The sequence below is a fragment of the Paenibacillus sp. JSM ZJ436 genome (assembly GCF_044383795.1).
Classification (GTDB): Bacteria; Bacillota; Bacilli; order Paenibacillales; family Paenibacillaceae; genus Paenibacillus_AQ; species Paenibacillus_AQ algicola.
This window is the reverse complement of sequence record NZ_JBISEO010000011.1, coordinates 1-20,116: the sequence shown is the minus strand read 5'-3', so window position 1 is coordinate 20,116 and position 20,116 is coordinate 1. Positions and strand designations below refer to the sequence as shown.

Genomic DNA, 20,116 nt, shown 5'->3' with positions numbered 1-20,116 from the left:
GTAATATGAAGCAATGAAATAAAGACATGGTGGAGTCTGGGAGTTAAGCCCAGTACCGCCATGTCTTTATTTTGGTGTATTGCCGCCTTTTTCAACACGTCGCCTCACAGTTGTATCACGGTCTATTTAAAGCTACGGCTTTAAAACAACCTTAATGCATTCATCCTCATGATCATTAAAGACCTTATAGGCTTCGCTGGCTTGATCAAGAGGGACTCGATGGGTAATGATCTCAGTGGGGTCCAGCTTGCCTTGATTAATCATATCGAACAGCATCGGCATCAGATGAATGACAGGGGCTTGTCCCATTTTCAGCGTTAAATTCCGCTCAAACATATTTCCTAGCGGGAACATGTTATATTTAGAGCCATATACCCCGGTTAACTGAATGGTGCCGAATTTACGAACAGCGACCATAGCCATCTCCAGTGCGCTGATTGTGCCGCCCTGCAGCTTCAGCTTTTGGCCTACGGCTTCAAGCGCACTCTTTTTACCATCCATTCCGACACAATCAATGACGATGTCTGCGCCGCCTTTTGTGATCTCGCGTAAATATTTACCGGTATCGTCGTATTCCTCAAAATTAATGGTTTCCACCTTATTCATTTTTTCAGCATGACGTAAGCGATAGGGAACATGATCGACCGCAATAACCCGCTTTGCGCCTTTCATCCAAGCGAATTTCTGAGTCATCAATCCCACCGGACCGCAGCCTAGCACAATCACGGTGTCGCCTGGCTTCATACCGGAATGCTCGACACTCCAGTACGCAGTGGGCAGTACATCTGACATAAACAGTACCGCCTCGTCCTCAAGCTCACTGGATTCAGGAATGACAAAGGGCATGAAATTTCCGTAAGGCACCCGCAGTAACTCGGCTTGTCCTCCTGCGTAGTCTCCATACCGGTCCGTATATCCAAAGTATGCCCCTGTATCAAACTCCGGATTTCCATTCGCGCGGTCGCACTGGCTCTCCATTTCATGGGTACAGTAGAAGCAGGAGCCGCAGGAAACGTTAAAAGGCAGCACGATCCGGTCTCCTTTTTTCACCTTGCTAACCTCGGGACCTACCTCCTCCACAATGCCCATCGGCTCATGTCCAATTACAAAATCCTTCTCGGTCGGAATAGCACCTTTATAAATGTGAAGATCAGATCCGCAAATGGCGGTAGACGTAATCCGGACAATAATATCATCGGCTTGCTGAAGAACGGGGTCCTGCACTTCTTTAACCTTTACATCATGTGCGCCTTGAAACGTCACTGCTTTCACGTGAAATCCCTCCTATTCAATTCAAAAGCCTACCTGTGATATACCCAATTCTTCAAAAAATATGCTATTAGATTCCACTTTGATAGTTTTACACAATCCTTGATTCTTGGTTATTGAGCCCTAAAAAATTATTTTTATGTAAAATCAAGCTGTAATACAAAATATTTTTGACAAAAATGTGGCTCATATGTGTCTAAATTATGTACAGTAGTGGTATATATAATGTAGAATAGGATGTAAGCACTTGCACTAATGGAGATCATTAAACACTTGAAATGGAGTTGACTACATGATGAAGTATGAAATCAAATATGCCACGCGAATGAAAGAAGTTATCTTTATGTCTTTTCTGTTTAGCGTTGTCATGTTTCAGATCGGGGTATGGACGAAATCCTCGTACCCGATTTTCTTTTACGCTCAAATTGCCGTGAATTTGGTGCTTGTGGGGGCTTTAATGATTGAAATGTATGCCCGCTTTGTAAGAAGAGGCGTTATGATCCAGAGCGATCATAAGAGTATTGTCATTAACGGCGAAGTGATCCGTGCTGAAGATCTGGAAGAGATTCGCATTTCCGGCTGCCGCAGTGCAGCATTCGGCCTCAAGCTTAAGGAAAGTAAGCGCATGCGTTATACGTTTAAATTTCTGGATTCCAAATGTGAAGGTGTCCGCGAAATCGTGAAATTTGCGGAAATGAACGGGGTCAATGTCATCAAGACTGGACCACAATCCCCGCTGATCGAAGCGATGTAGCTTTAAACCCTCTAAGAAGAGAAAGACTTCGGCTGAATATTCGGCCGAAGTCTTTTTTTATGGAAGCTATTCCTGCTTGATATGTGTTACAAACCAGTTCACGATATGTGATAAACGCTGCACCCGAAGCGCAGGATGTCCGCTTTGAGACAGGTTATGGTCAGCACCCGGGAAGCGAACCAGCGAGGTCGTCTTGCCGAGCCGCTTCAGGGCGATAAATAGCTGTTCTCCCTGTTCGATGGGACAACGCAGATCCTGCTCTCCATGCAAAATAAGCAACGGGGTATTGACATGCTGTACATACGCGAGGGGAGAATGCTCCCAGAGCTTGTTCAGATCTTGCCAAGGGTTGCCCTGAATCATGTCCTCTGTGAAGAAATACCCGATATCACTGACACCATAAAAGGATATCCAGTTTGAGATCGATCTTTGCGTCACCGCCGCTTGGAATCGATCTGTATGGCCGACGATCCAGTTAGTCATGAACCCGCCGTAGCTTCCGCCGGTAACCCCAAGACGGGAAGGATCAATACAATCATAGGCTTCAATGACGTAGTCTACCAGCTCCATCAAATCCTGATAATCCCGGCCGCCATAATCGCCTCGCACCGTATTGACATGTACCTGGCCGTAGCCGTGACCGCCGCGTGGGTTGCTGTAAATGACGGCGTATCCGGCCGCCGCAAGCAGCTGGAATTCGAGCATGAAGGTATGTCCATACATCGCCTGGGGACCGCCGTGAATTTCAAGCACAGCAGGTGCTTTTTGCCCCTCTTTCAAATGGGTCGGCTTCATGATCCAGCCTTGAAGGCTCCATTCATCCTGTGTCTTAAACGTAAACGACTCCGGCAAGCTGAACTGCAGCTCTGACCATAGCTCGTTATTGACATTCGTTAATGAGATTTCTATGGAATGTGAATTCTGGAGCACATATAAATCACCCGGATGAAGCGGATCGGCGGAGGCCAGTATCAATCGCCCGTCGTGTGCGACACCGAATTCATATACTTCCCGCTCACCGGTGGTTACTACGTTCATGCCAGAGCCATCGAGCTGGTATGCGGCAACGTGGACACTTCCCTGTTGACTGATCTGAACATATACAGTGCTGCCATCGGTGCTGAATTGTGGCTTGGAGCCGGCACCCGCTCTCATATCACTGACACCGCTGTGCCCGATCTGAATATCCAGCACACTGTACATAGCTGTACACGATCCACCCTGCAAGGGAAGCAGGTGAATCCGGGTGAGTGTCGCCAGGCCGCAGCTCAGATCATCGGCTAACAGCAGGAGCTGACTGCCATCCGGAGTGAAGGAGACGGAGTGAATGGAGAGGCTGCTGTCAGTCATCTTTTGTGTAGATAAATCCTGCAGCTGGACTGTAAATACATCATCTATACGTGAGAGATCTGCATCACGGCAAGCCTCTGAAGAGACAGAGGTCACATAGGCAACACTAGAGCCGTCGGGTGCCCAAGCATAATCAGTGACATCAAAATCTCCTGAGGTGATACACCGGGTCTCCCGCGTTCCGGACAAAGATACCAGGACCAGATGTGACCTTCGGTTATTCCATAAGCCGCTTCCGTCCGATTTATATTTGATCCGATTGAATACCTGTGCCTCTGGCAGCTTGACTTGATCGTCGGCTGCAGGATCGTCCTCTTCGCCAGATGCAATTTGACTCTTCACGAGCAGTGCGGTCCCGTCTGGCGACCATTGAAAAGAGCTGGCCCCGTGCTTCAATGATGTTACACATTCGGCTTCGCCTCCACTCATGGGCAGCATGAACACCTGTCGGTTTGATCCGCACTTGCGAAGAAATGCAAGCTGGCTGCCGTCTGGGGACCAGGCAGGGGAAGAGTCCTGTTCTCCTTGTGTAAGCACTCGTTCCTCCGCTCCATCATGGGAAATCAGACGGATGTGCGAGGTATAGCCTTCTCTGCTTTCTGATACTTCCTTATACACATAAGCGGTTAGATCCTGAACAGGAGAAACCGCCGGTTCACTAACCCATTTTATGCGGTATAAGTCCTCGGGGGTAATCATTCTCTTGGTCGTCATGTCATTCTCCTCTCAGACAAGCGTGATGTTTTACAGACATAGCCACATTATTACAGAAAAATATATGAATTACTACTCCACATCCTTTATAAACAAAGAAAAACCAGCCCATTAATCATCAGCTGGTCAAATCTTTTATATAAAATTAGCTGCTGCAGCCTCCGCCGCAGCTGCTGCAGGAAGAGCCGCCGCTATCCGAGCCGGAGGAGCCGTTGTCGCTTGATTCTGAAGAAGAGGAGCCATTGTCATTGCCGCTGTCACGATCTCTGCTGTCATTGGAGCTGCAAGCGACGCCTGTGCTGCACGACGAATGACTCTGGGCTCCTTTACGGGCTTCTTCCTCCATCATCATGAAGCTGCTGTATTGTTCCGGCTCATGCCAGGAGAAATATACGGCAGATGCCAGCAGGAGCTCTGGCTGGTTCAGACTGAGCCTTTCTTTGCCAGGCTGCCAGTTCTGCTGATCCGCCTGAACAAGACGCTGATGCAGTCTCTGGACAACAGCTTCTATAGCTGTTCTTGCTTCAGGCATATGATCATACTGCAGCTGATTGAACCTCCCAGGGGGAGATGACATGTCTTCGAGGTGGAGGTAAGACTCCAGCTCTTTCTTAGGCAGCGGATTCTTAAAAAAGCTTCCCCAAATGCTTTGACTGTAAGCATTTAATCCGAACAGCTCTGTGTAGACGGTATCGAACCATGCCCGCTCGTCCGGTATAGGGGCAGATGGTGCTGCACTTGGCGCATGGTGAAGCATATCACCGAGATATTGCTGCGAGAATGCCTGATAATCCCGGGTAAACATCAGCATCTCGTGCCATATTTCATCGACCTTGGAGCTAAACATCGGCACCTGCTTCAGCACAGCACAGAGGATAAAGAAACGCTGAAGCTCTACCCAGCGCCACTCGTATTCCTGATCGGAAAGGGCCGGGTGGTCATTCATGACCCTGTGCTTGACACGATCTATGTAATCTTGCGGCAAGGACTGACTGAGCTTGACGCTTAACCAATAAGCGGGGCTGTCCCGATCGGCCACGGGTGGAGGGGCCGGCGCATTTTTCCACAGAATCTCGTGAGAGGCAGCTGAACGGCGGGAGAAGGAGGAATTGTTTTTTTTCTGACGCTTGCCATATACAATCATGATCACGCATACCACAATAATGATGAGGACAATGGTAAAATCATTCATGAGCACAAGCTCCTTTCAAGGGATCTTGCTAACATTATCCCAGAATGGGAATTGTACTGTAAAGCTGAAATGAGGAGGGTAAGTGGAAGTCTGCAGTGTGCCGTGCTTGAAAAGCTGTGATCTAATGTGGGTATAATGGAGGTATAAACAGGCTTGTCGGGAAGAGAAGGCGGCAACTGCAAGAGGGGGGGAGTAAGCGTGAATGAGCCATGGCTGGCAGTTCAGCCGTATTACAAGGTTGTCAGACGCGTAGAGGCTACAGAGCAGATTGTACAAGAGGAGGACCGGGAGCTGCTGATGTCCCCCCAGTGCATTGAAAGCCAGAATCGGACCTTTAACATGAAAGACGTGTTTGATATTTCGTATCGGAATCTGGGAGCGTCTGGGGGCATGCTGTATTTACATACCCGCTTTGGTGTGTATTCTTATCTCGTCAGAGAAGATCCAAGCCCCTTCATCAAGGAATTCAAGGAATTGCCTACGGCTTCTGAATAATACGAATGTATTCCCGAGGCTGAAAAGGAACGTCATGGTCCTGAAACGATTCGCTGCGGGGAAAAGAGGTTATAGTGTAATCAGGATCTTCAGATTCTCTATGTGCTGGTAATGAAAGCTGCTCATGCATCCAGGCAGCCCCGGCAAACAGCAGTATAAAAAGAAAACCGCAGATTATGGCCTTTTTCTTCATGTTATGAATCACTCCTTCATATAGAGTGATGTCCAGCCACATGACTTTTCATTCATGCGCTTTGACAAAGCTATGATTTATAGGCTATACTGGTCTTCGGTTTAAACTTAGTGTTCATGTACAAATACATATGCTAGTCCCGGAGGAGCCTGCCAAATGTGGGCTCTTTTTGTGTTTTTTAGAGTTTTTATGGATTGAAGTGGAAATACTTTGGAAAGACATTCATTTCTTAAGGAGGAATCATCTTGTCGCTTCTTCACATTGCCATTTTGGCACCCCTTTTGTATGCCGCTGTGGCTGGCATGTTCGGCTTAAAGGTGAAAAGACTGCACACCGGCTGGATTGTCCTGCCGCTGCCCGTTTTCATATTTGCCTATTTCCTGAGCCGGATACCGGTCGTTCAGCAGAAAGGAGGGGAACTGTACGAAATTCCTTGGATTCCGTCTCTGAACATTCAATTTTCTGTCGTTTTGGATGGGCTTAGCCTGCTCTTTTCCCTGCTGATCTCCGGAATCGGGATGCTGGTGGTTCTATACTCCATCTATTATATGGATAAAAAGAAAGAGGCAGTGCACCGCTTCTATGTCTATCTGCTTCTGTTTATGGGAGCCATGCTCGGTGTCGTGCTCTCGGACAACATGATGGTGCTGTACGGGTTCTGGGAATTAACGAGCATTTCCTCCTTCCTCCTGATCGCGTTCTGGTACCACCGGGAGCGGTCCAGATATGGAGCTATGAAATCCATGCTCATCACGGTGTTCGGGGGACTCGCGATGTTCACCGGCTTCCTCATGCTTTCGATCATGGCGGATACGATGAGCGTGAGAGAGCTGATCAGCCGGTCGGCTGAGATCATGAACCATAGCCTCTTTATACCGGCCATGCTGCTGCTCCTTCTCGGCGCATTTACCAAATCGGCTCAGTTTCCGTTTCACATCTGGCTGCCGGATGCGATGGAAGCCCCGACGCCGGTCAGTGCATATCTTCACTCGGCTACGATGGTAAAGGCCGGCATCTATCTGGTGGCAAGGTTTACACCCGTGTTTGCCGGACAGCAAGCGTGGTTCTGGCTGGTCTCCGGAGCAGGTCTGTGCACCTTGATCTATGGCTCGGTCAAAGCCGTCAAGCAGACAGACCTGAAGGCGCTGCTGGCGTTCTCTACCATTAGCCAGTTAGGCCTGATCATGTCGTTGTTCGGACTGGGCTCGGTATCCGCTTATTACAGCGGCACGCCGGAAGCTCTGTATTACACGAAGGCGACCACAGCGGCGATCTTCCATCTGATTAACCACGCCACCTTTAAGGGAGCGTTGTTTATGGTTGTCGGGATCGTCGATCATGAAACCGGCACGCGGGATATCCGCAAGCTCGGCGGCTTGATGGCACTCATGCCGATTACATTTACGATCGCGGTCATTGGAGCCTTTTCCATGGCGGGCCTGCCTCCGTTCAATGGCTTCCTCAGCAAAGAGATGTTCTTCACCTCTGTCCTGAATGCAGCGAAGCTGGATTTCTGGAGCCTGGACACCTGGGGCGTGCTCATTCCTGTCGTGGCCTGGGTAGCGAGTATTTTCACATTCGTATACAGCATGATGCTGGTATTCAAAACCTTCAGAGGCACGTATAAGCCTAAGGAGCTGATGAAAACCCCGCATGAAGCACCGCTTGGCATGCTGATCCCGCCGGTTGTGCTAGCTTCTCTGGTCGTGATCCTGGGCTTCTTCCCGGGCCTGGTTTCCCATTCCCTGATCGAGCCGGCGATGGCTGCGGTTATGCCAAGCCTGCTGTCAGAGGGAGAGCAGTTTGATGTTCATATTACGTTCTGGCATGGCTGGAATCTGGAGATTATGATGACGCTCGGAGTCATTGTGTTCGGCTTTATCATCTATCAGCTGCTGGGCAGATTCCGGCTGTTAAGCACACCGCTTTCGGACCGCTTCACGCTGAATCGGCTGTATGACCGGTCGCTTGAAGCTTACAACCGCGGCAGCCGCCGAATTACGAAGACCTATATGACCGGATCGATTCGGCATTATGTTATCTACATTTTCGCTGCCTTTGTGCTGCTGCTGGCCTATTCAATCGTCCAGTCCGGCGGCCTCTCGGTGGATGTTTCAGGCTTTGCCCCGATTTCTTTTTATGAGGCTGTTGTGATCATCGCGCTGATCGGCTCTGTGCTGGTGCTGCCGTTTGTGCAGAATCGGTTGATTGCCATTATTCTCACAGGGATGTCCGGGTATATGGTGACCCTGTTCTTCGTTCTGTTCCGTGCGCCGGATCTGGCGTTAACCCAGATGATTGTGGAGACGGTTTCTGTCATGCTGTTCCTGCTCTGCTTCTATCATTTGCCGAAGCTGAGCAAGGAGCAGGTGAAACCCAGCTTCAAGTGGGTCAATGCAGTGATCTCGGTTGCGGTAGGCATCATGGTTACGATGCTGGCACTGGGCGCAGCCAGCAATCCGATGTTTACAGCCATTTCCGATTATTATTTGGAGCAGAGCAAGCCGCTGGCCGGAGGCAAGAATGTCGTGAACGTCATCCTGGTGGACTTCCGGGGCTTTGATACGCTGCTTGAAATTATGGTGCTTGGCATCGCAGCACTCGGCATTTATGGACTGATCAAGATCGATTCCGGAGACGAGATTTTGGGCTTCGGGGCAAGACGGGTGGATACGCTGCTGCCAGGCAGCAATGATGTAATTCTGCGCACGATTTCGAAGCTGGTCGTGTTTATTATTTTGACGTTTGCACTTTATCTGTTCCTGTCCGGGCATAACAGCACCGGCGGCGGCTTTATTGGCGGCTTGATGACGGCGGCAGCGCTCGTGCTTCTGTCCATGGCCTTTGGCCTGAACATCAGCCAGAAGATCATTCCCGTGAATTACCGCACATTGATCGGAGCGGGCCTGCTCATTGCGCTGCTGACGGGGATCGGGTCATTCCTGTTTGATGCTCCGTTCCTCAGTCATACCTTTGATCACTTTATGCTTCCGCTCCTGGGAGATACCGAGCTTGCGACGGCCGTGCTGTTCGATCTGGGTGTATACCTCGCGGTTGTAGGCGTCACGATGACGATCATCTATTCCATCGGGAGGGACAATTAGTTATGGAATTATATATGGCAATAGCGATCGGCGTTCTGTTCGCCGTGGGATTGTACCTGATTCTGTCCAAGAGCCTGCTGCGGATCATTCTGGGCACTTCACTGCTAACGCATGGCATTCACCTGCTGCTGCTGACGACGGCGAAGCTGAAGACGGGAGCGGCCCCGCTGCTGGGCGAGAAAGCAGAAGCTTATGTAGATCCACTACCCCAGGCATTGATTCTGACTTCCATCGTGATCAGCTTTGGAGTAACCTCCTTCTTCTTCGTGCTGGCCTATAAGGCATACCAGCGCCTGGGCACGGATGATATGGAAGAGCTGAGGGGGAACGAGGATGAATAATTGGGTTGTGCTTCCACTGCTGCTTCCGCTCGTTACAGCAGTGATTCTGATCTTTCTGTCCAAAAAGGTTCGGCTTCAGCGCGGAATCAGCCTCGTCAGTGTGCTGATCAATCTGGCTGTCACTGTCCTGCTCGTAGGTCAGATCAGCCGAGACGGCATTCAGACCTTGTATATGGGCGGGTGGCTTCCGCCATACGGAATTGTTTTTGTCGCTGATATGTTTGCAGCACTTCTAGTGCTCATTACACTGGCAGCGGCTGCAGCATCCCTGTTGTTCGCGTTTCGAACCATCGGAGAGAAGAGGGAGCAATACTACTTTTACCCCTTTGTACAGTTTTTGCTGGCCGGAGTGATTGGCTCTTTTCTGACGGGAGATTTGTTTAACCTGTTTGTCTGCTTTGAGGTTATGCTGATCTCGTCCTACGCTCTCATTGTGCTGGGCGGAACCAAACGGCAGCTGCGCGAAACGCTGAAATATATACTGATCAATATTCTATCTTCCACCCTGTTCGTGGCTGCTATGGCTTATCTGTATGGAGCGGTAGGCACGCTGAATATGGCTCACTTGTCGGAAAGGGTGGCAGAAGCGCAGCAAGGAGGCATGCTGAACAGTATTGCAGTCATGTTCCTCATCGTCTTTGCACTGAAAGCCGGACTGTTTCTATTCTTCTGGCTTCCCGGGTCTTACAGTGTACCGCCAACCGCGGTAATTGCCCTGTTCGGTGCATTATTAACCAAGGTCGGCCTATACGCGCTGATTCGCACCTTCTCGCTCATTTTTTATCATGATCAGGGCTTCACCCATTCGCTGATTGGCTGGCTGGCTGCTGCCACCATGCTGCTGGGTGGCCTTGGCGCAGCGGCATACAAGGATATTCACCGCGTGCTGAATTATAATGTAATTATCAGTGTTGGTTTTATCGCGTTCGGCTTGTCTGTCGGTACCCGTGAAGCCTTTGACGGAACGGTGCTGTATCTGCTGCATGACATGATTGCTAAAGCCTTGCTGTTCTTGCTGGGAGGAATGATCATTTCGGCAGCGGGGAGCAGCAGTCTGAATCAGATGGGAGGGCTGATCAAGACCTATCCGGCAGTAGGATGGATGTTCTTTATCACCACTCTGGCGCTGGTCGGTATTCCTCCGTTAAGCGGCTTTGCAGGGAAGCTGCTCATCGTCTCCGGCGGAATCTCCGCTGCGGATTACTGGCTGACGGGGATTGCCGTGTTCTCCAGCCTTATGGTGCTGTACTCCCTCATGAACGTCTTCATTGGAGCTTTCTGGAGAGATGATCCTATGCTGCCGGCCGTAGACCGCAAGAAATGGCCCGCACCCGTATATGTTTCAGTTACTGCGTTATTAATTATTGTCCTCGGCTTCGGACTAGGAGCGGAATGGGTGTATTCTTTTGCCGGGCAAGCGGGTGAAGTGCTCTCCAATCCGTCACTTTATATCGATGCCGTGCTAAAGGAGTAATGCTGATGGGTCATCAAATCCTGCTCAATATTATTATTGCTGTTGTCTGGATGTTCTTGTATTCCGATTTGTCCGCTGCCCGCTTTATACTAGGCTATATCATCGGTGCCATTCTCATTGGGATGCTGAACCGCTTTTGGACTCAGGATTTCTATTTGAAAAAGCTATGGTCTCTATTCAAGCTGCTGCTGCTCTTCCTCTCCGAGCTGTTAAAATCCAGCTTCGCGGTCATTGCGCAGGTGCTTCGCCCCCGGCTTGATATTCGCCCCGGCATTTTTGCTTATGATACGGAGCTGAAATCGGACTGGGAGGTGACCGTGCTGTCACTGCTGATCTGCCTGACGCCGGGCACGCTGACAATGGAAGTATCGCCGGATAAGAAAACCTTATATATTCACGCTATGGATATTGATGATGTGGATCAGGTGTCCAGCCAAATCCGGAACACGTTTGAAAAAGCCATTATGGAGGTGACCCGCCGATGATGGACGTACTGCTGATGGCCTCACTTGCCGTGCTTTCTCTGGCTGTACTGGGCTGCGTATACCGCCTTATTGCCGGTCCCTCAATGAATGATCGGATTATTGCCCTGGACACGATCGGAATCATTCTGCTGTCCATCGTGGCGGTTCTTTCGATGCTGCTGGAGACGATGTATTATTTCGATATTATTCTGCTGATCGGCATTCTGACCTTTATCGGCACGACGGCTCTGGCGAGATATATAGAGAGGGGGGACGTCATTGAACGCGACAATGATTAAAGAAGTCGGGGAACTCTTGATCGGCTTGATTGTGCTGGCAGGTGCTTTGCTTAGCGCGGTCAGTGCTTTCGGGCTGATTCGTCTGCCGGATGTGTATCTCCGTTCCCATGCCGCGACCAAGAGCGCCACACTTGGCGTGCTCCTGATTCTTACGGGAGCCTTCCTGTACTTTATGGTTTATGTCGATCATATTAGCGCGAAGCTGATCCTCGGGATCATATTTGTATTTATTACATCTCCGGTGGCTGGTCATCTCAACGGCAGGGCTGCGTACCGCTCGGGAATTCCGCTGTGGGAGAAGAGCCAGCATGATGAGCTCGGTCCGGTAATCCGGAAGCAATATCAGGATCAGGCCGATGCTTCCCCCAAGAAGCGGGCCACTCGCAATGACGTGACCCAAGGTTAATGTCAACTTATCATTAGTGAATAAGCCCGTTAGAGCCTTCCGCCGCACGGATGGTTCTAACGGGCTTATTTGTAATCTGATCTGATCCATGTTAAGCGTGATGATAACGGTTCTCCAGTTTCTTGCCGCCAAGCCAGAGTAAGCCCAGCACAGCAACGGCGACTATAATACGCCACGGCTGTTGAATAAACCCCTGCCAATCATGGCCGATAAAGGCAACCATGAAGATCATAACAGCCTTGCCGGAGAGAACTGCAATCATAAACGTCGTCACGGGAACTGAGCTGATGCCGGCTGCAATGTTAACCAGCGAGGACGGAGTGAAGGGGAAGCAGTACAGGATAAAGATGGGGGTGAAGCCCTTATCCTCGATCCAGTGAAAAAAACGCTGAGCTCCCGGCATCCGTCGCTGTATCCATTCCCCCAGCCGGCCCCCGACCTTGCGCACAAGCCAGAATACAGCCAGCGCTCCCAGGGACACGCCGATCCAGGAATACAGAAAGCCCAGCCACAGGCCGTATGCGGCAGCATTGCCCATGACGATAACAATCAAGGGAAGGAAAGGCAGGAAGGCCTCGAAGAAAGAAATAAGAATGCCGGGGAGCGGGCCCAGGCGGGAATACTCTTGCAGCCAGGCCTCAATTTGACCCATATTCAAGTGTTTAAGTGTTCGTAGTGCTTCCTGTAACCAATCCAGCATGATGAATTTGATCGCTCCTGTTCTTGTCCGATAAATTTATGTCTTTAATCCAAACATACCCTGAGTGTTAAGCCTTGAAGCTGCTGCTTACACGGGGAGATCCAGCGGCGGGCGGGCGTGGCATTTCCGGCATACCGGTACATACGATTCATTGCCACCAATTTCAATCTGTTCACCGGAATATATAGGCTGACCGTTTTTTAATCGCAGGTTCATGATCGCCTTACGTTCGCAAAACCAGCAGATCGTCTTCATCTCTTCAATTTTATCAGCATACACGAGCATCCAGCGGCTGCCTTCGAACAGCTCGTTGCGGAAATCATTCTTCAGTCCGAAGCCCATCACGGGAACATGTAGCTCATCCACAATCCGAACGAGCTGCAGGATGCTATCCTTGGACAGGAACTGGCATTCATCAACCAGCACACAGAAGGGCTTTGGAGAATGCTGGGAGACGATTTCATAAACATCTGTCTGCTCTGAGATCGGAGTGGCCTTTCGTCTGAGGCCGATTCGAGAGGACACATAACCCACCTCATCCCGGTCATCTAACGCAGAGGTGAAGATCAGCACAGGCTTGTTCTGCTCCTCGTAATTATGGGCGACCTTCAAAATTTCGATCGATTTTCCGCTATTCATGCTGCCATATTTAAAAAATAACTGAGCCATGTGACAATCCTTTCTTTAAACCGCCTAATTTCTTCATACCAGCTTATGTAAATGCTTAAGGCAGGGACTATTGTACCTGTATGCTTACCCTAAAGTCAAAGATTGAAATGAAATTGAGTCCCTGGGCGTAGACAAAGGTTTGCATATGCTGTTCAAAGCCATGCCCAAAATGAAGTAAGCTGGTCCTTGGGATTTGGAATTCATGAACGCTGCAGGCATAAAGGGGTTTGAAGTCCTGATGCTCGATACCTATTCACTCTAGCTGGAAGCTGTTTCGAAGCTTACACATGATAACAGGAATGTTTTTTTCTATTCATTTCCCGATGAATTTGTTATAACTGATAATGGAAAAGCTTGTGCAATGACAAACATCTTCTATGGAGTGAGTCTGTTGTCCATTCATAAATTCAAATTAATGTTTATCCCGCCGATCGTGCTATTCATCATTATAGCTTCTTCGGTGCTGGATCTGGAGAGCAGCCTGCCGCTGATGCTTCTCTCCTCGGTACTGCTGACCGGCAGTATGTGGCTGGAAAAAAGATTTCCTCATATCCTGCTGCTTCAATTCGGCCTGCTCGGTATTTTTCATTATGCCAGTCAATTAAACTGGTGTCTGCTGCTTTATTACATTCAGATTACCGGCGTCATCCAGTACAACTGGAGATTCAAGCATATGCTGCCCTGTGCGGCGCTAATTACGATTCAATATACGGCCATTCGATTAACTTACTCGCCTCTCACCACGTATTCCTTACTCGTATCGGTATTCGATATTATTTCATCACTTGTCATCATTTCTACTTTCCATAACATCATTCGCATTGAAACCGAGAAAAAAACATTAGCAAAGCAAAACAACTACCTCATGAATCACGATCCGCTCACCGGCTTCCTCAATTATGAAGGCTATATGAAAAGAGTGCAGCAGCTTACACTGAGCCGCACCGCGTTTCGTATCGTTCTGCTGGACATTAACAATTTCCAGTCCCTGAACGCCAAGGATATGACGTCGGCTAATGACATCCTGGTCCGTTTCTCGGTGCATATTCGCCGCCATTTCGCCGAGATGCTTGCCGCGGCGCGTTATGCCGGAGACCGATTTGCAATCTTAATTCCGGCATACAGTGAGGTGAAGGGTCTGGACTCCTTTGAGGATTTAGGAGTTCAGATCACCTACAGTGTAACCACGTACCCGGAGGAAGCCGGGACGTTTCAGGAGGTTATCAGTAAAGCCGAGGATCGGATTTTTCAAATGCGGCGCGAGACCTGGCTGAAGAGCCAGGAGGAATTTATCCGTTCTGCCAAAATGAAAACCGTCGGCGAGCTGGCTGCCGGCATGGCCCACGAAATCCGGAATCCACTGACAGCAATCCGTGGCTTTGTCCAGCTCTCCAAGGTGCAGAATTATAATATTCAGCCTTGGTACAACGTTATCATGGGGGAAATTACACGGGTTGGGGAGCTGACCGCCGAGTTCCTGCAATTTTCCAAGCCGCATATGAGCAATATGAAGCTGGACAGCTTGAGCGGCTGTATGAGCAGAGTGTTCTCGCTTTGTGAATCCGAAGCCGCTTCAAGGGGCCACGCCTTCACGATGGAGCAGGTGGAGGGTGAGGTGACGGTTTATATGGATCGTGACAAGATCATCCAGGTCCTCATCAATTTGATTCGCAATGCGTTTCAGGCCATGGAAAATACGGGTCACGTCCATCTCTCGTTACTCACGGGGGATGAGCCCTGGGCTCTAATCTCCGTCAGGGATAATGGCACCGGGATTCCATCTGAAGTGCTGGATCGGATATTCGATCCTTTTTTCACGACGAAGGAGGAGGGGACAGGGCTCGGATTATCCCTGTGTCAAAAAATCGTTGAAGATCACGGAGGCTACATCACGGTTGAAAGCACACCTGGGGCGGGCACCACGTTTACCGTGAAGCTGCCTGTATCCTCCAGAGGCGGGGATGGCGGGCACGTCAACTCTGAAGCATCTAATGAATATTGAAAAAAACCAGCCCATTCAGGGCTGGTCCATAGGATACAATCCGCACGTGATTTAAAGCTCCACTTCAACCATCCAGCCGAACGGATCTGGCACGAGGCCTCTTTGGATGCCGGTCAGCGTAACGTACAGTTTGCCAGAGATCTCTCCGGTTACGCCTCCACCAATAACCGCCTTCTCATCCTTCCAGTTCAGCTCACCGATCGGGGAGATCACGGCTGCCGTGCCGGTTCCAAAAGCTTCTTCAAGCGCTCCGCTTTGCGCGGCGGCAAACAGCTCTTCAATCGAGATCGCAGTCTCTTCTACCGTCAGCCCCCAGTCTCTTAACAGCTGAATGATGGAGCTGCGGGTGATGCCGTTCAGAATGCTGCCATTCAAGGCCGGGGTGTACACAACACCGTTGATTTTGAAAAATACGTTCATGCTGCCGACTTCCTCAACATATTTGCGGTGTACTCCGTCAAGCCAGAGCACCTGGGAGTAGCCCTTCTGCTTGGCGATCTCCTGCGCCTTCAGACTGGCTGCATAGTTGCCCGCAGTCTTGGCTTCGCCAACACCGCCGCGTACGGCGCGGACATATTCATTCTCGACATAGATCTTGACCGGATTCACGCCCTCCGGATAATAGTTGCCAACCGGTGACATGATGATCATAAATTTATATTCTGCGGAGGCATCCACGCCGAGTGCCGGCTGGGTTGCAATCACATAAGGGCGGATATAGAGGGAATGACCGCTTTCTTCAGGAATCCAGTCCTGATCGACCTTGATCAGCGCATTCAGCGCCTCGAGTGCAAGATCTTCATCAATATGTGGAACGCCCAAGCGGTCATTGGAACGGTTCAAGCGTTCCATATTCTTTCTCGGTCTGAACAGAAGCACTCTTCCGTCTCCGGTCTTATAAGCCTTCAAGCCTTCAAAAATCGTTTGTCCATAATGAAACACTTTCGCCGCAGGGTCCAGGGAAATCGGCTGGTAAGGGACGACGCGCGGGTTATACCACCCTTGGCCCTCTGCATAATCCATAATAAACATATGATCTGAAAAATGAGTGCCGAAGCCACGCTCATTCGCAAGCGGTTTAGTCTTTTTGTGTGTGCTGAGTTCAATACTGATGCTAGTGCCCATACTGCCCATCGCTCCCTATGACATTATTCTTAATTGAATGCTACCATGTTAATAAGTATATTAAAAGTATCTATTTAGTTTCGGTATTATACCCTGACGGTATGAAAGAAGGAGAAGGTATGGATATACGGCAGCTGAAATATTTTTTGGCCATCGCTCGTGAAGGTCAAGTCACCCGTGCGGCCAAGAAGCTGAACATGGAGCAGCCCCCCTTGAGCCGGCAGCTGAAACAAATAGAGGAGGAGCTGGGAGTGCGGCTGTTCGACCGGAGCTCCCGGCATCTGAAGCTGACCTCGGCCGGCGTGCTCCTGAGGCAGCGGGGAGAGCTGCTGCTCACTCAGTTCGAGGAAGCCTTAAATGAAGTGAAGGAAACCGAAGAGGGTGTGAGAGGCATGCTCTCCATCGGCTCCGTCGTTTCCTGTGTATCCCTGCTGCCCGGGCGCATCCAGCGAATGCGGGAGGTGTATCCCCGGCTGACGTACAAGATCGTGGAAGGGGATCATACCTATCTCGGGGACCTGCTGCAAAAGCGGGTTATTGAGCTTATTGTAGCCCGCCTGCCCTTTGAAGCTTTTCACTATACAGATCCCTGTGAGGTGCTGCCGCTTCCTTCGGACCCGTTCGTGGCCGTGATCCCGAGCGCCTGGGCTTCGCGGTTCGGCGGTAAGTCCGCCATTAAGATGACGGAGCTCGCCGAATGTCCAATCCTAACCTTAAAGACAGACTATACAACGCGAATGCATGAATCCGTCATGAACGAATGCCGAAAGCATGGCTTCGAGCCCCAGGTTATTTGTGAATGCTCCAGCGTTTCTATTATTATGTCACTGGTGGCTGAAGGCATTGGCGTGACCATTTTTCCAAAGTCCGTCATGTCCATGTCGATGGGGCGCTTGGTGACCATGCTGGAGATTGAGGATGCAGCACTGCAGTCCGAGGTGGGCATCGTATGGCTCAAGAACCACTATTTATCCAAAAGTGCAGAGCGTTTCATCGACAGCTTCAGATCCGATCCAAACAATAATCCATAGAGGTGATTCTGATGATCTTGCATATTATGAACACGGTAGCCTGGAAAAATGCACTGGTCGCCGGCGAATACGCGCCTCCCAGTCTAAAGAAAGAGGGCTTTATTCATTGCTCTACTCCCGAGCAGCTGCTGAATGTAGCGAATACGTTTTATAAGGGCCAAAAAGGACTGTTTCTCCTCTATATTGATGAAAGCAAGGTGATTCCTGACATCGTCTATGAGGACTTATATAAGACAGGCAAGAAGTTTCCGCACATTTATGGCCCTTTGAACCTGGATGCCGTGGAGCGAATTGTGGAATACAATCCAGATCCTGACGATAACGTTCCTGGAGATGAACTGCCCCCTTCTTAAGGGGAGTCTGGAGAAGGAGGCCTTTTTGCGGCAGTTTGATGGGATGAGGTACAATAGACAAAGCCGGTGGAGACTAGCAATCGGCAAGATGCAACTAAACCGAGGTGCTTAATTATGACAACAACCGTCGTTATTGGCGGAGGAATAACAGGATTATCGACGTGTTATTATTTGCAGCGGGGGGATCGCCCGGCTGAGGATGCCATGAAACTGATCTTGGTGGAGGCAGAGCCGGAGCTGGGAGGCAAGATCCGCACGGTGTATAGAGAAGATTTTATCATGGAGACCGGAGCTGACTCGATCGTGGCACGAAAAAGCAATGTGCTCCCTTTCATTCAGGAGCTGGGGCTCGAGGATGCGGTCGTTTATAACGGTACTGGAACCTCCTATATATACACAAATGCGGGCTTGAAGAAGATTCCCGCTGATTCATTGTTCGGCATCCCGGTGGGAGTGCAGGCCTTAGTCGAGAGTGAGCTGGTTTCTTCGGAAGGAAAGCTGGAGGCATTAAAGGATCTATACACACCCAATGAAGTTTTTACCAAGGATGACTCCCTGGGCTTGTTCCTGGAGGCTTTTTTGGGACAGGAGCTGGTGGAAAAGCAGATTGCTCCCGTTATTTCCGGAGTGTATTCCGGTCAACTTCGGGATTTGACGATTGCATCCACGCTGCCGTTTCTTTTGGATTATAAGAATCAGTACGGCAGCATCGTGCAAGGACTTTATGAGAACAGGAAGCTTTATCTGGGTGCCGCGAACAAGAAATTCATCTCCTTCCAGGGGGGCATGTCTTTCTTGATTCAAAGGCTGGAAGAAAGGCTTTCCTCCGGAGGAGCTATCATTTATAAAGGGGTAGCCGCTGAAAGCATGGAAGCGTCCGGACAAGGCTATAAGCTGAGGCTGTCGAATGGATCTGTACTGGAAGCGGATCAGGTGGTGCTTAGCGGAGGCAGCGCTCCAACCCAGGCACTGCTTCAAGACCGAGAGCTAGATGAGATGTTTCAAGGCCTGTTGACGAAATCCATGATTAGCATCTATCTGGCGTTTGATATTCCCGATCACCGTCTGCCAAGCGATGGGACAGGCTTTATTAATGCGTCTGAGTTCGGATTAATATGTGATGCAAGCACCTGGAGCAGCCGGAAGTGGGAGCATACCTCCAAAAGCCGGCGCTTGTTAGTCCGTTTATTCTATAAAAGCTCCAATCCTCAGTATGATAAGCTGCGTGGCATGTCGGATCAGGAACTGGAGGATCTTGCGCTGCAGGATGTAACTGCTTCTTTAGGTTTAAGTGAGAAGCCGGTGGAGGCTGTCGTTACGAGATGGCAGGATAATATGCCGAATTATCATTTAGAGCATCGCCGCATCGTAGAGAAGCTGGAGGCCGCTATGCAAGAGCGGTGGCCCGGCGTTTATCTAGCCGGCTGTTCCTACTATGGAGTCGGTATTCCGGATTGTATCCTGAACGGGCAAAAGACAGCTCAGCAACTGCTGGGTTTGTTATCTGCGCAGCAAAGCTAAAGTGTTGGTGGTTGTATCATGTTAACCCGGCTATTGAGGAAAGAAGCACCTTTTCAAGAGAGGTGCAGCTGTCCTTGCTAGCTGGGTTATTTTACAAGTTGCTGTGAGCATGGATGTATGTTAAATTATAAATCTGCTCAAGAAATTGCAGCAGAACAAGCAAGCCAAGAGCTTGATCGCTAGGGTTGAGGATCGTATGGAAAGTTAGTCGTTCACACGAGGCTCTAAATCTTCTCGAAAAAAGTGCTTGCTAAATAGATAGACAGTGTGTTATGATCTAATTCCGGGTCGAAACAAGAGACTTCGGAAATGAGAAACAGAATTGATCTTTGAAAACTGAACAACGAGTGAGTTAAACCGATCTTGCCTTCGGGTGAGATCAATAATGAGATTTTATAATCTCGTCAGTTTTGAAATGAGCAATGGAACTCAACTTTCATGGAGAGTTTGATCCTGGCTCAGGACGAACGCTGGCGGCGTGCCTAATACATGCAAGTCGAGCGGAGTTGATGGAGTGCTTGCACTCCTGATGCTTAGCGGCGGACGGGTGAGTAACACGTAGGCAACCTGCCCTCAAGACTGGGATAACTACCGGAAACGGTAGCTAATACCGGATAGTTGATTTCGCTGCATAGCGAGATCTGGAAAGGCGGAGCAATC

General features: G+C 49.8%; 19 protein-coding genes and 1 rRNA gene. 13 read left to right on the top strand and 7 right to left on the bottom strand.

The genetic code is table 11. The features are described from left to right. Positions 1 to 132 precede the first annotated feature (132 nt). Positions 133 to 1,272: a zinc-dependent alcohol dehydrogenase gene (locus ACH6EH_RS14255; RefSeq protein WP_397332811.1), complete on the bottom strand. Its 1,140-nt coding sequence runs from the start codon at positions 1,270 to 1,272 to the stop codon at positions 133 to 135. A 289-nt stretch (positions 1,273 to 1,561) separates the two neighbouring features. Here ACH6EH_RS14255 and ACH6EH_RS14250 point away from each other — a divergent pair, with 289 nt between their 5' ends. After that, complete coding sequence (locus ACH6EH_RS14250; RefSeq protein WP_397332810.1) at positions 1,562 to 2,023, top strand: hypothetical protein; 462 nt, start codon at positions 1,562 to 1,564, stop codon at positions 2,021 to 2,023. A gap of 66 nt (positions 2,024 to 2,089) precedes the next feature. Here ACH6EH_RS14250 and ACH6EH_RS14245 read toward each other — a convergent pair whose 3' ends face one another. Together ACH6EH_RS14245 and ACH6EH_RS14240 are read right to left on the bottom strand one after the other, a co-directional pair. Then, the gene (locus tag ACH6EH_RS14245; protein ID WP_397332808.1) at positions 2,090 to 4,087 is read right to left on the bottom strand and encodes a S9 family peptidase; all 1,998 of its coding nucleotides are present in this window, start codon (positions 4,085 to 4,087) and stop codon (positions 2,090 to 2,092) included. A 145-nt stretch (positions 4,088 to 4,232) separates the two neighbouring features. Then, positions 4,233 to 5,279: a glycine-rich domain-containing protein gene (locus ACH6EH_RS14240; protein WP_397332807.1), complete on the bottom strand. Its 1,047-nt coding sequence runs from the start codon at positions 5,277 to 5,279 to the stop codon at positions 4,233 to 4,235. 198 nt (positions 5,280 to 5,477) lie between these two features. On the opposite strand from ACH6EH_RS14240, the gene ACH6EH_RS14235 reads away from it, so the two are divergent. Further along, positions 5,478 to 5,774, top strand: a complete 297-nt coding sequence (locus ACH6EH_RS14235) for a hypothetical protein (RefSeq protein WP_208203546.1) — start codon at positions 5,478 to 5,480, stop codon at positions 5,772 to 5,774. Here ACH6EH_RS14235 and ACH6EH_RS14230 read toward each other — a convergent pair. Continuing rightward, entirely contained in the window at positions 5,758 to 6,009 is a 252-nt protein-coding gene (locus ACH6EH_RS14230; RefSeq protein WP_397332806.1) for a hypothetical protein, read from the bottom strand. The genes ACH6EH_RS14235 and ACH6EH_RS14230 overlap by 17 nt on opposite strands. Positions 6,010 to 6,212: 203 nt before the next feature. On the opposite strand from ACH6EH_RS14230, the gene ACH6EH_RS14225 reads away from it, so the two are divergent. Genes ACH6EH_RS14225 through mnhG form a run of 6 tightly spaced genes read left to right on the top strand, consistent with a single transcriptional unit; the run spans position 6,213 to position 12,055 of the window. After that, entirely contained in the window at positions 6,213 to 9,071 is a 2,859-nt protein-coding gene (locus tag ACH6EH_RS14225; protein WP_397332804.1) for a Na+/H+ antiporter subunit A, read from the top strand. Positions 9,072 to 9,073: 2 nt separating this feature from the next. Further along, positions 9,074 to 9,412 carry a Na(+)/H(+) antiporter subunit C gene (locus ACH6EH_RS14220; RefSeq protein WP_138225933.1) on the top strand — a complete coding sequence of 113 codons (339 nt, stop codon included), beginning with the start codon at positions 9,074 to 9,076 and terminating at the stop codon, positions 9,410 to 9,412. After that, positions 9,405 to 10,886, top strand: a complete 1,482-nt coding sequence (locus ACH6EH_RS14215) for a Na+/H+ antiporter subunit D (RefSeq protein ID WP_397332803.1) — start codon at positions 9,405 to 9,407, stop codon at positions 10,884 to 10,886. The genes ACH6EH_RS14220 and ACH6EH_RS14215 overlap by 8 nt, the downstream gene beginning before the upstream one ends. Before the next feature lie 5 nt (positions 10,887 to 10,891). Continuing rightward, positions 10,892 to 11,371, top strand: coding sequence for a Na+/H+ antiporter subunit E (locus tag ACH6EH_RS14210; protein WP_138225931.1), 480 nt, complete (start codon positions 10,892 to 10,894; stop codon positions 11,369 to 11,371). Continuing rightward, on the top strand, positions 11,368 to 11,649 hold the full coding sequence (locus tag ACH6EH_RS14205) for a Na(+)/H(+) antiporter subunit F1 (RefSeq protein ID WP_138225930.1): 282 nt from the start codon (positions 11,368 to 11,370) through the stop codon (positions 11,647 to 11,649). The genes ACH6EH_RS14210 and ACH6EH_RS14205 overlap by 4 nt, the downstream gene beginning before the upstream one ends. Next, positions 11,642 to 12,055: a monovalent cation/H(+) antiporter subunit G gene (gene mnhG, locus ACH6EH_RS14200; RefSeq protein WP_397332893.1), complete on the top strand. Its 414-nt coding sequence runs from the start codon at positions 11,642 to 11,644 to the stop codon at positions 12,053 to 12,055. The genes ACH6EH_RS14205 and mnhG overlap by 8 nt, the downstream gene beginning before the upstream one ends. Positions 12,056 to 12,146: 91 nt before the next feature. Here the strand turns inward: mnhG and ACH6EH_RS14195 are convergent, their stop codons facing one another. Both ACH6EH_RS14195 and ACH6EH_RS14190 read right to left on the bottom strand, forming a co-directional pair. Continuing rightward, complete coding sequence (locus tag ACH6EH_RS14195) at positions 12,147 to 12,755, bottom strand: TVP38/TMEM64 family protein (protein ID WP_397332802.1); 609 nt, start codon at positions 12,753 to 12,755, stop codon at positions 12,147 to 12,149. A gap of 87 nt (positions 12,756 to 12,842) precedes the next feature. Continuing rightward, complete coding sequence (locus tag ACH6EH_RS14190) at positions 12,843 to 13,424, bottom strand: thymidine kinase (protein WP_208203551.1); 582 nt, start codon at positions 13,422 to 13,424, stop codon at positions 12,843 to 12,845. Positions 13,425 to 13,815: 391 nt separating this feature from the next. Here ACH6EH_RS14190 and ACH6EH_RS14185 point away from each other — a divergent pair, with 391 nt between their 5' ends. Continuing rightward, entirely contained in the window at positions 13,816 to 15,426 is a 1,611-nt protein-coding gene (locus tag ACH6EH_RS14185; protein ID WP_397332801.1) for an ATP-binding protein, read from the top strand. 51 nt (positions 15,427 to 15,477) lie between these two features. On the opposite strand, the gene ACH6EH_RS14180 is transcribed toward ACH6EH_RS14185, so the two are convergent. Next, positions 15,478 to 16,551: a branched-chain amino acid aminotransferase gene (locus ACH6EH_RS14180; protein ID WP_397332800.1), complete on the bottom strand. Its 1,074-nt coding sequence runs from the start codon at positions 16,549 to 16,551 to the stop codon at positions 15,478 to 15,480. 119 nt (positions 16,552 to 16,670) lie between these two features. Here ACH6EH_RS14180 and ACH6EH_RS14175 point away from each other — a divergent pair, with 119 nt between their 5' ends. From ACH6EH_RS14175 to ACH6EH_RS14160, 4 genes are all read left to right on the top strand, one after another. After that, positions 16,671 to 17,582 (top strand): LysR family transcriptional regulator, encoded by a 912-nt coding sequence (locus ACH6EH_RS14175; RefSeq protein WP_397332799.1) that lies wholly within the window; start codon positions 16,671 to 16,673, stop codon positions 17,580 to 17,582. Between the two features lie 11 nt (positions 17,583 to 17,593). Further along, entirely contained in the window at positions 17,594 to 17,935 is a 342-nt protein-coding gene (locus tag ACH6EH_RS14170; RefSeq protein WP_397332798.1) for a DUF952 domain-containing protein, read from the top strand. A 114-nt stretch (positions 17,936 to 18,049) separates the two neighbouring features. Continuing rightward, positions 18,050 to 19,456: a protoporphyrinogen oxidase gene (hemG, locus tag ACH6EH_RS14165; RefSeq protein ID WP_397332797.1), complete on the top strand. Its 1,407-nt coding sequence runs from the start codon at positions 18,050 to 18,052 to the stop codon at positions 19,454 to 19,456. Between the two features lie 435 nt (positions 19,457 to 19,891). Continuing rightward, positions 19,892 to 20,116 (top strand): 16S ribosomal RNA (locus tag ACH6EH_RS14160); the annotation flags it as partial.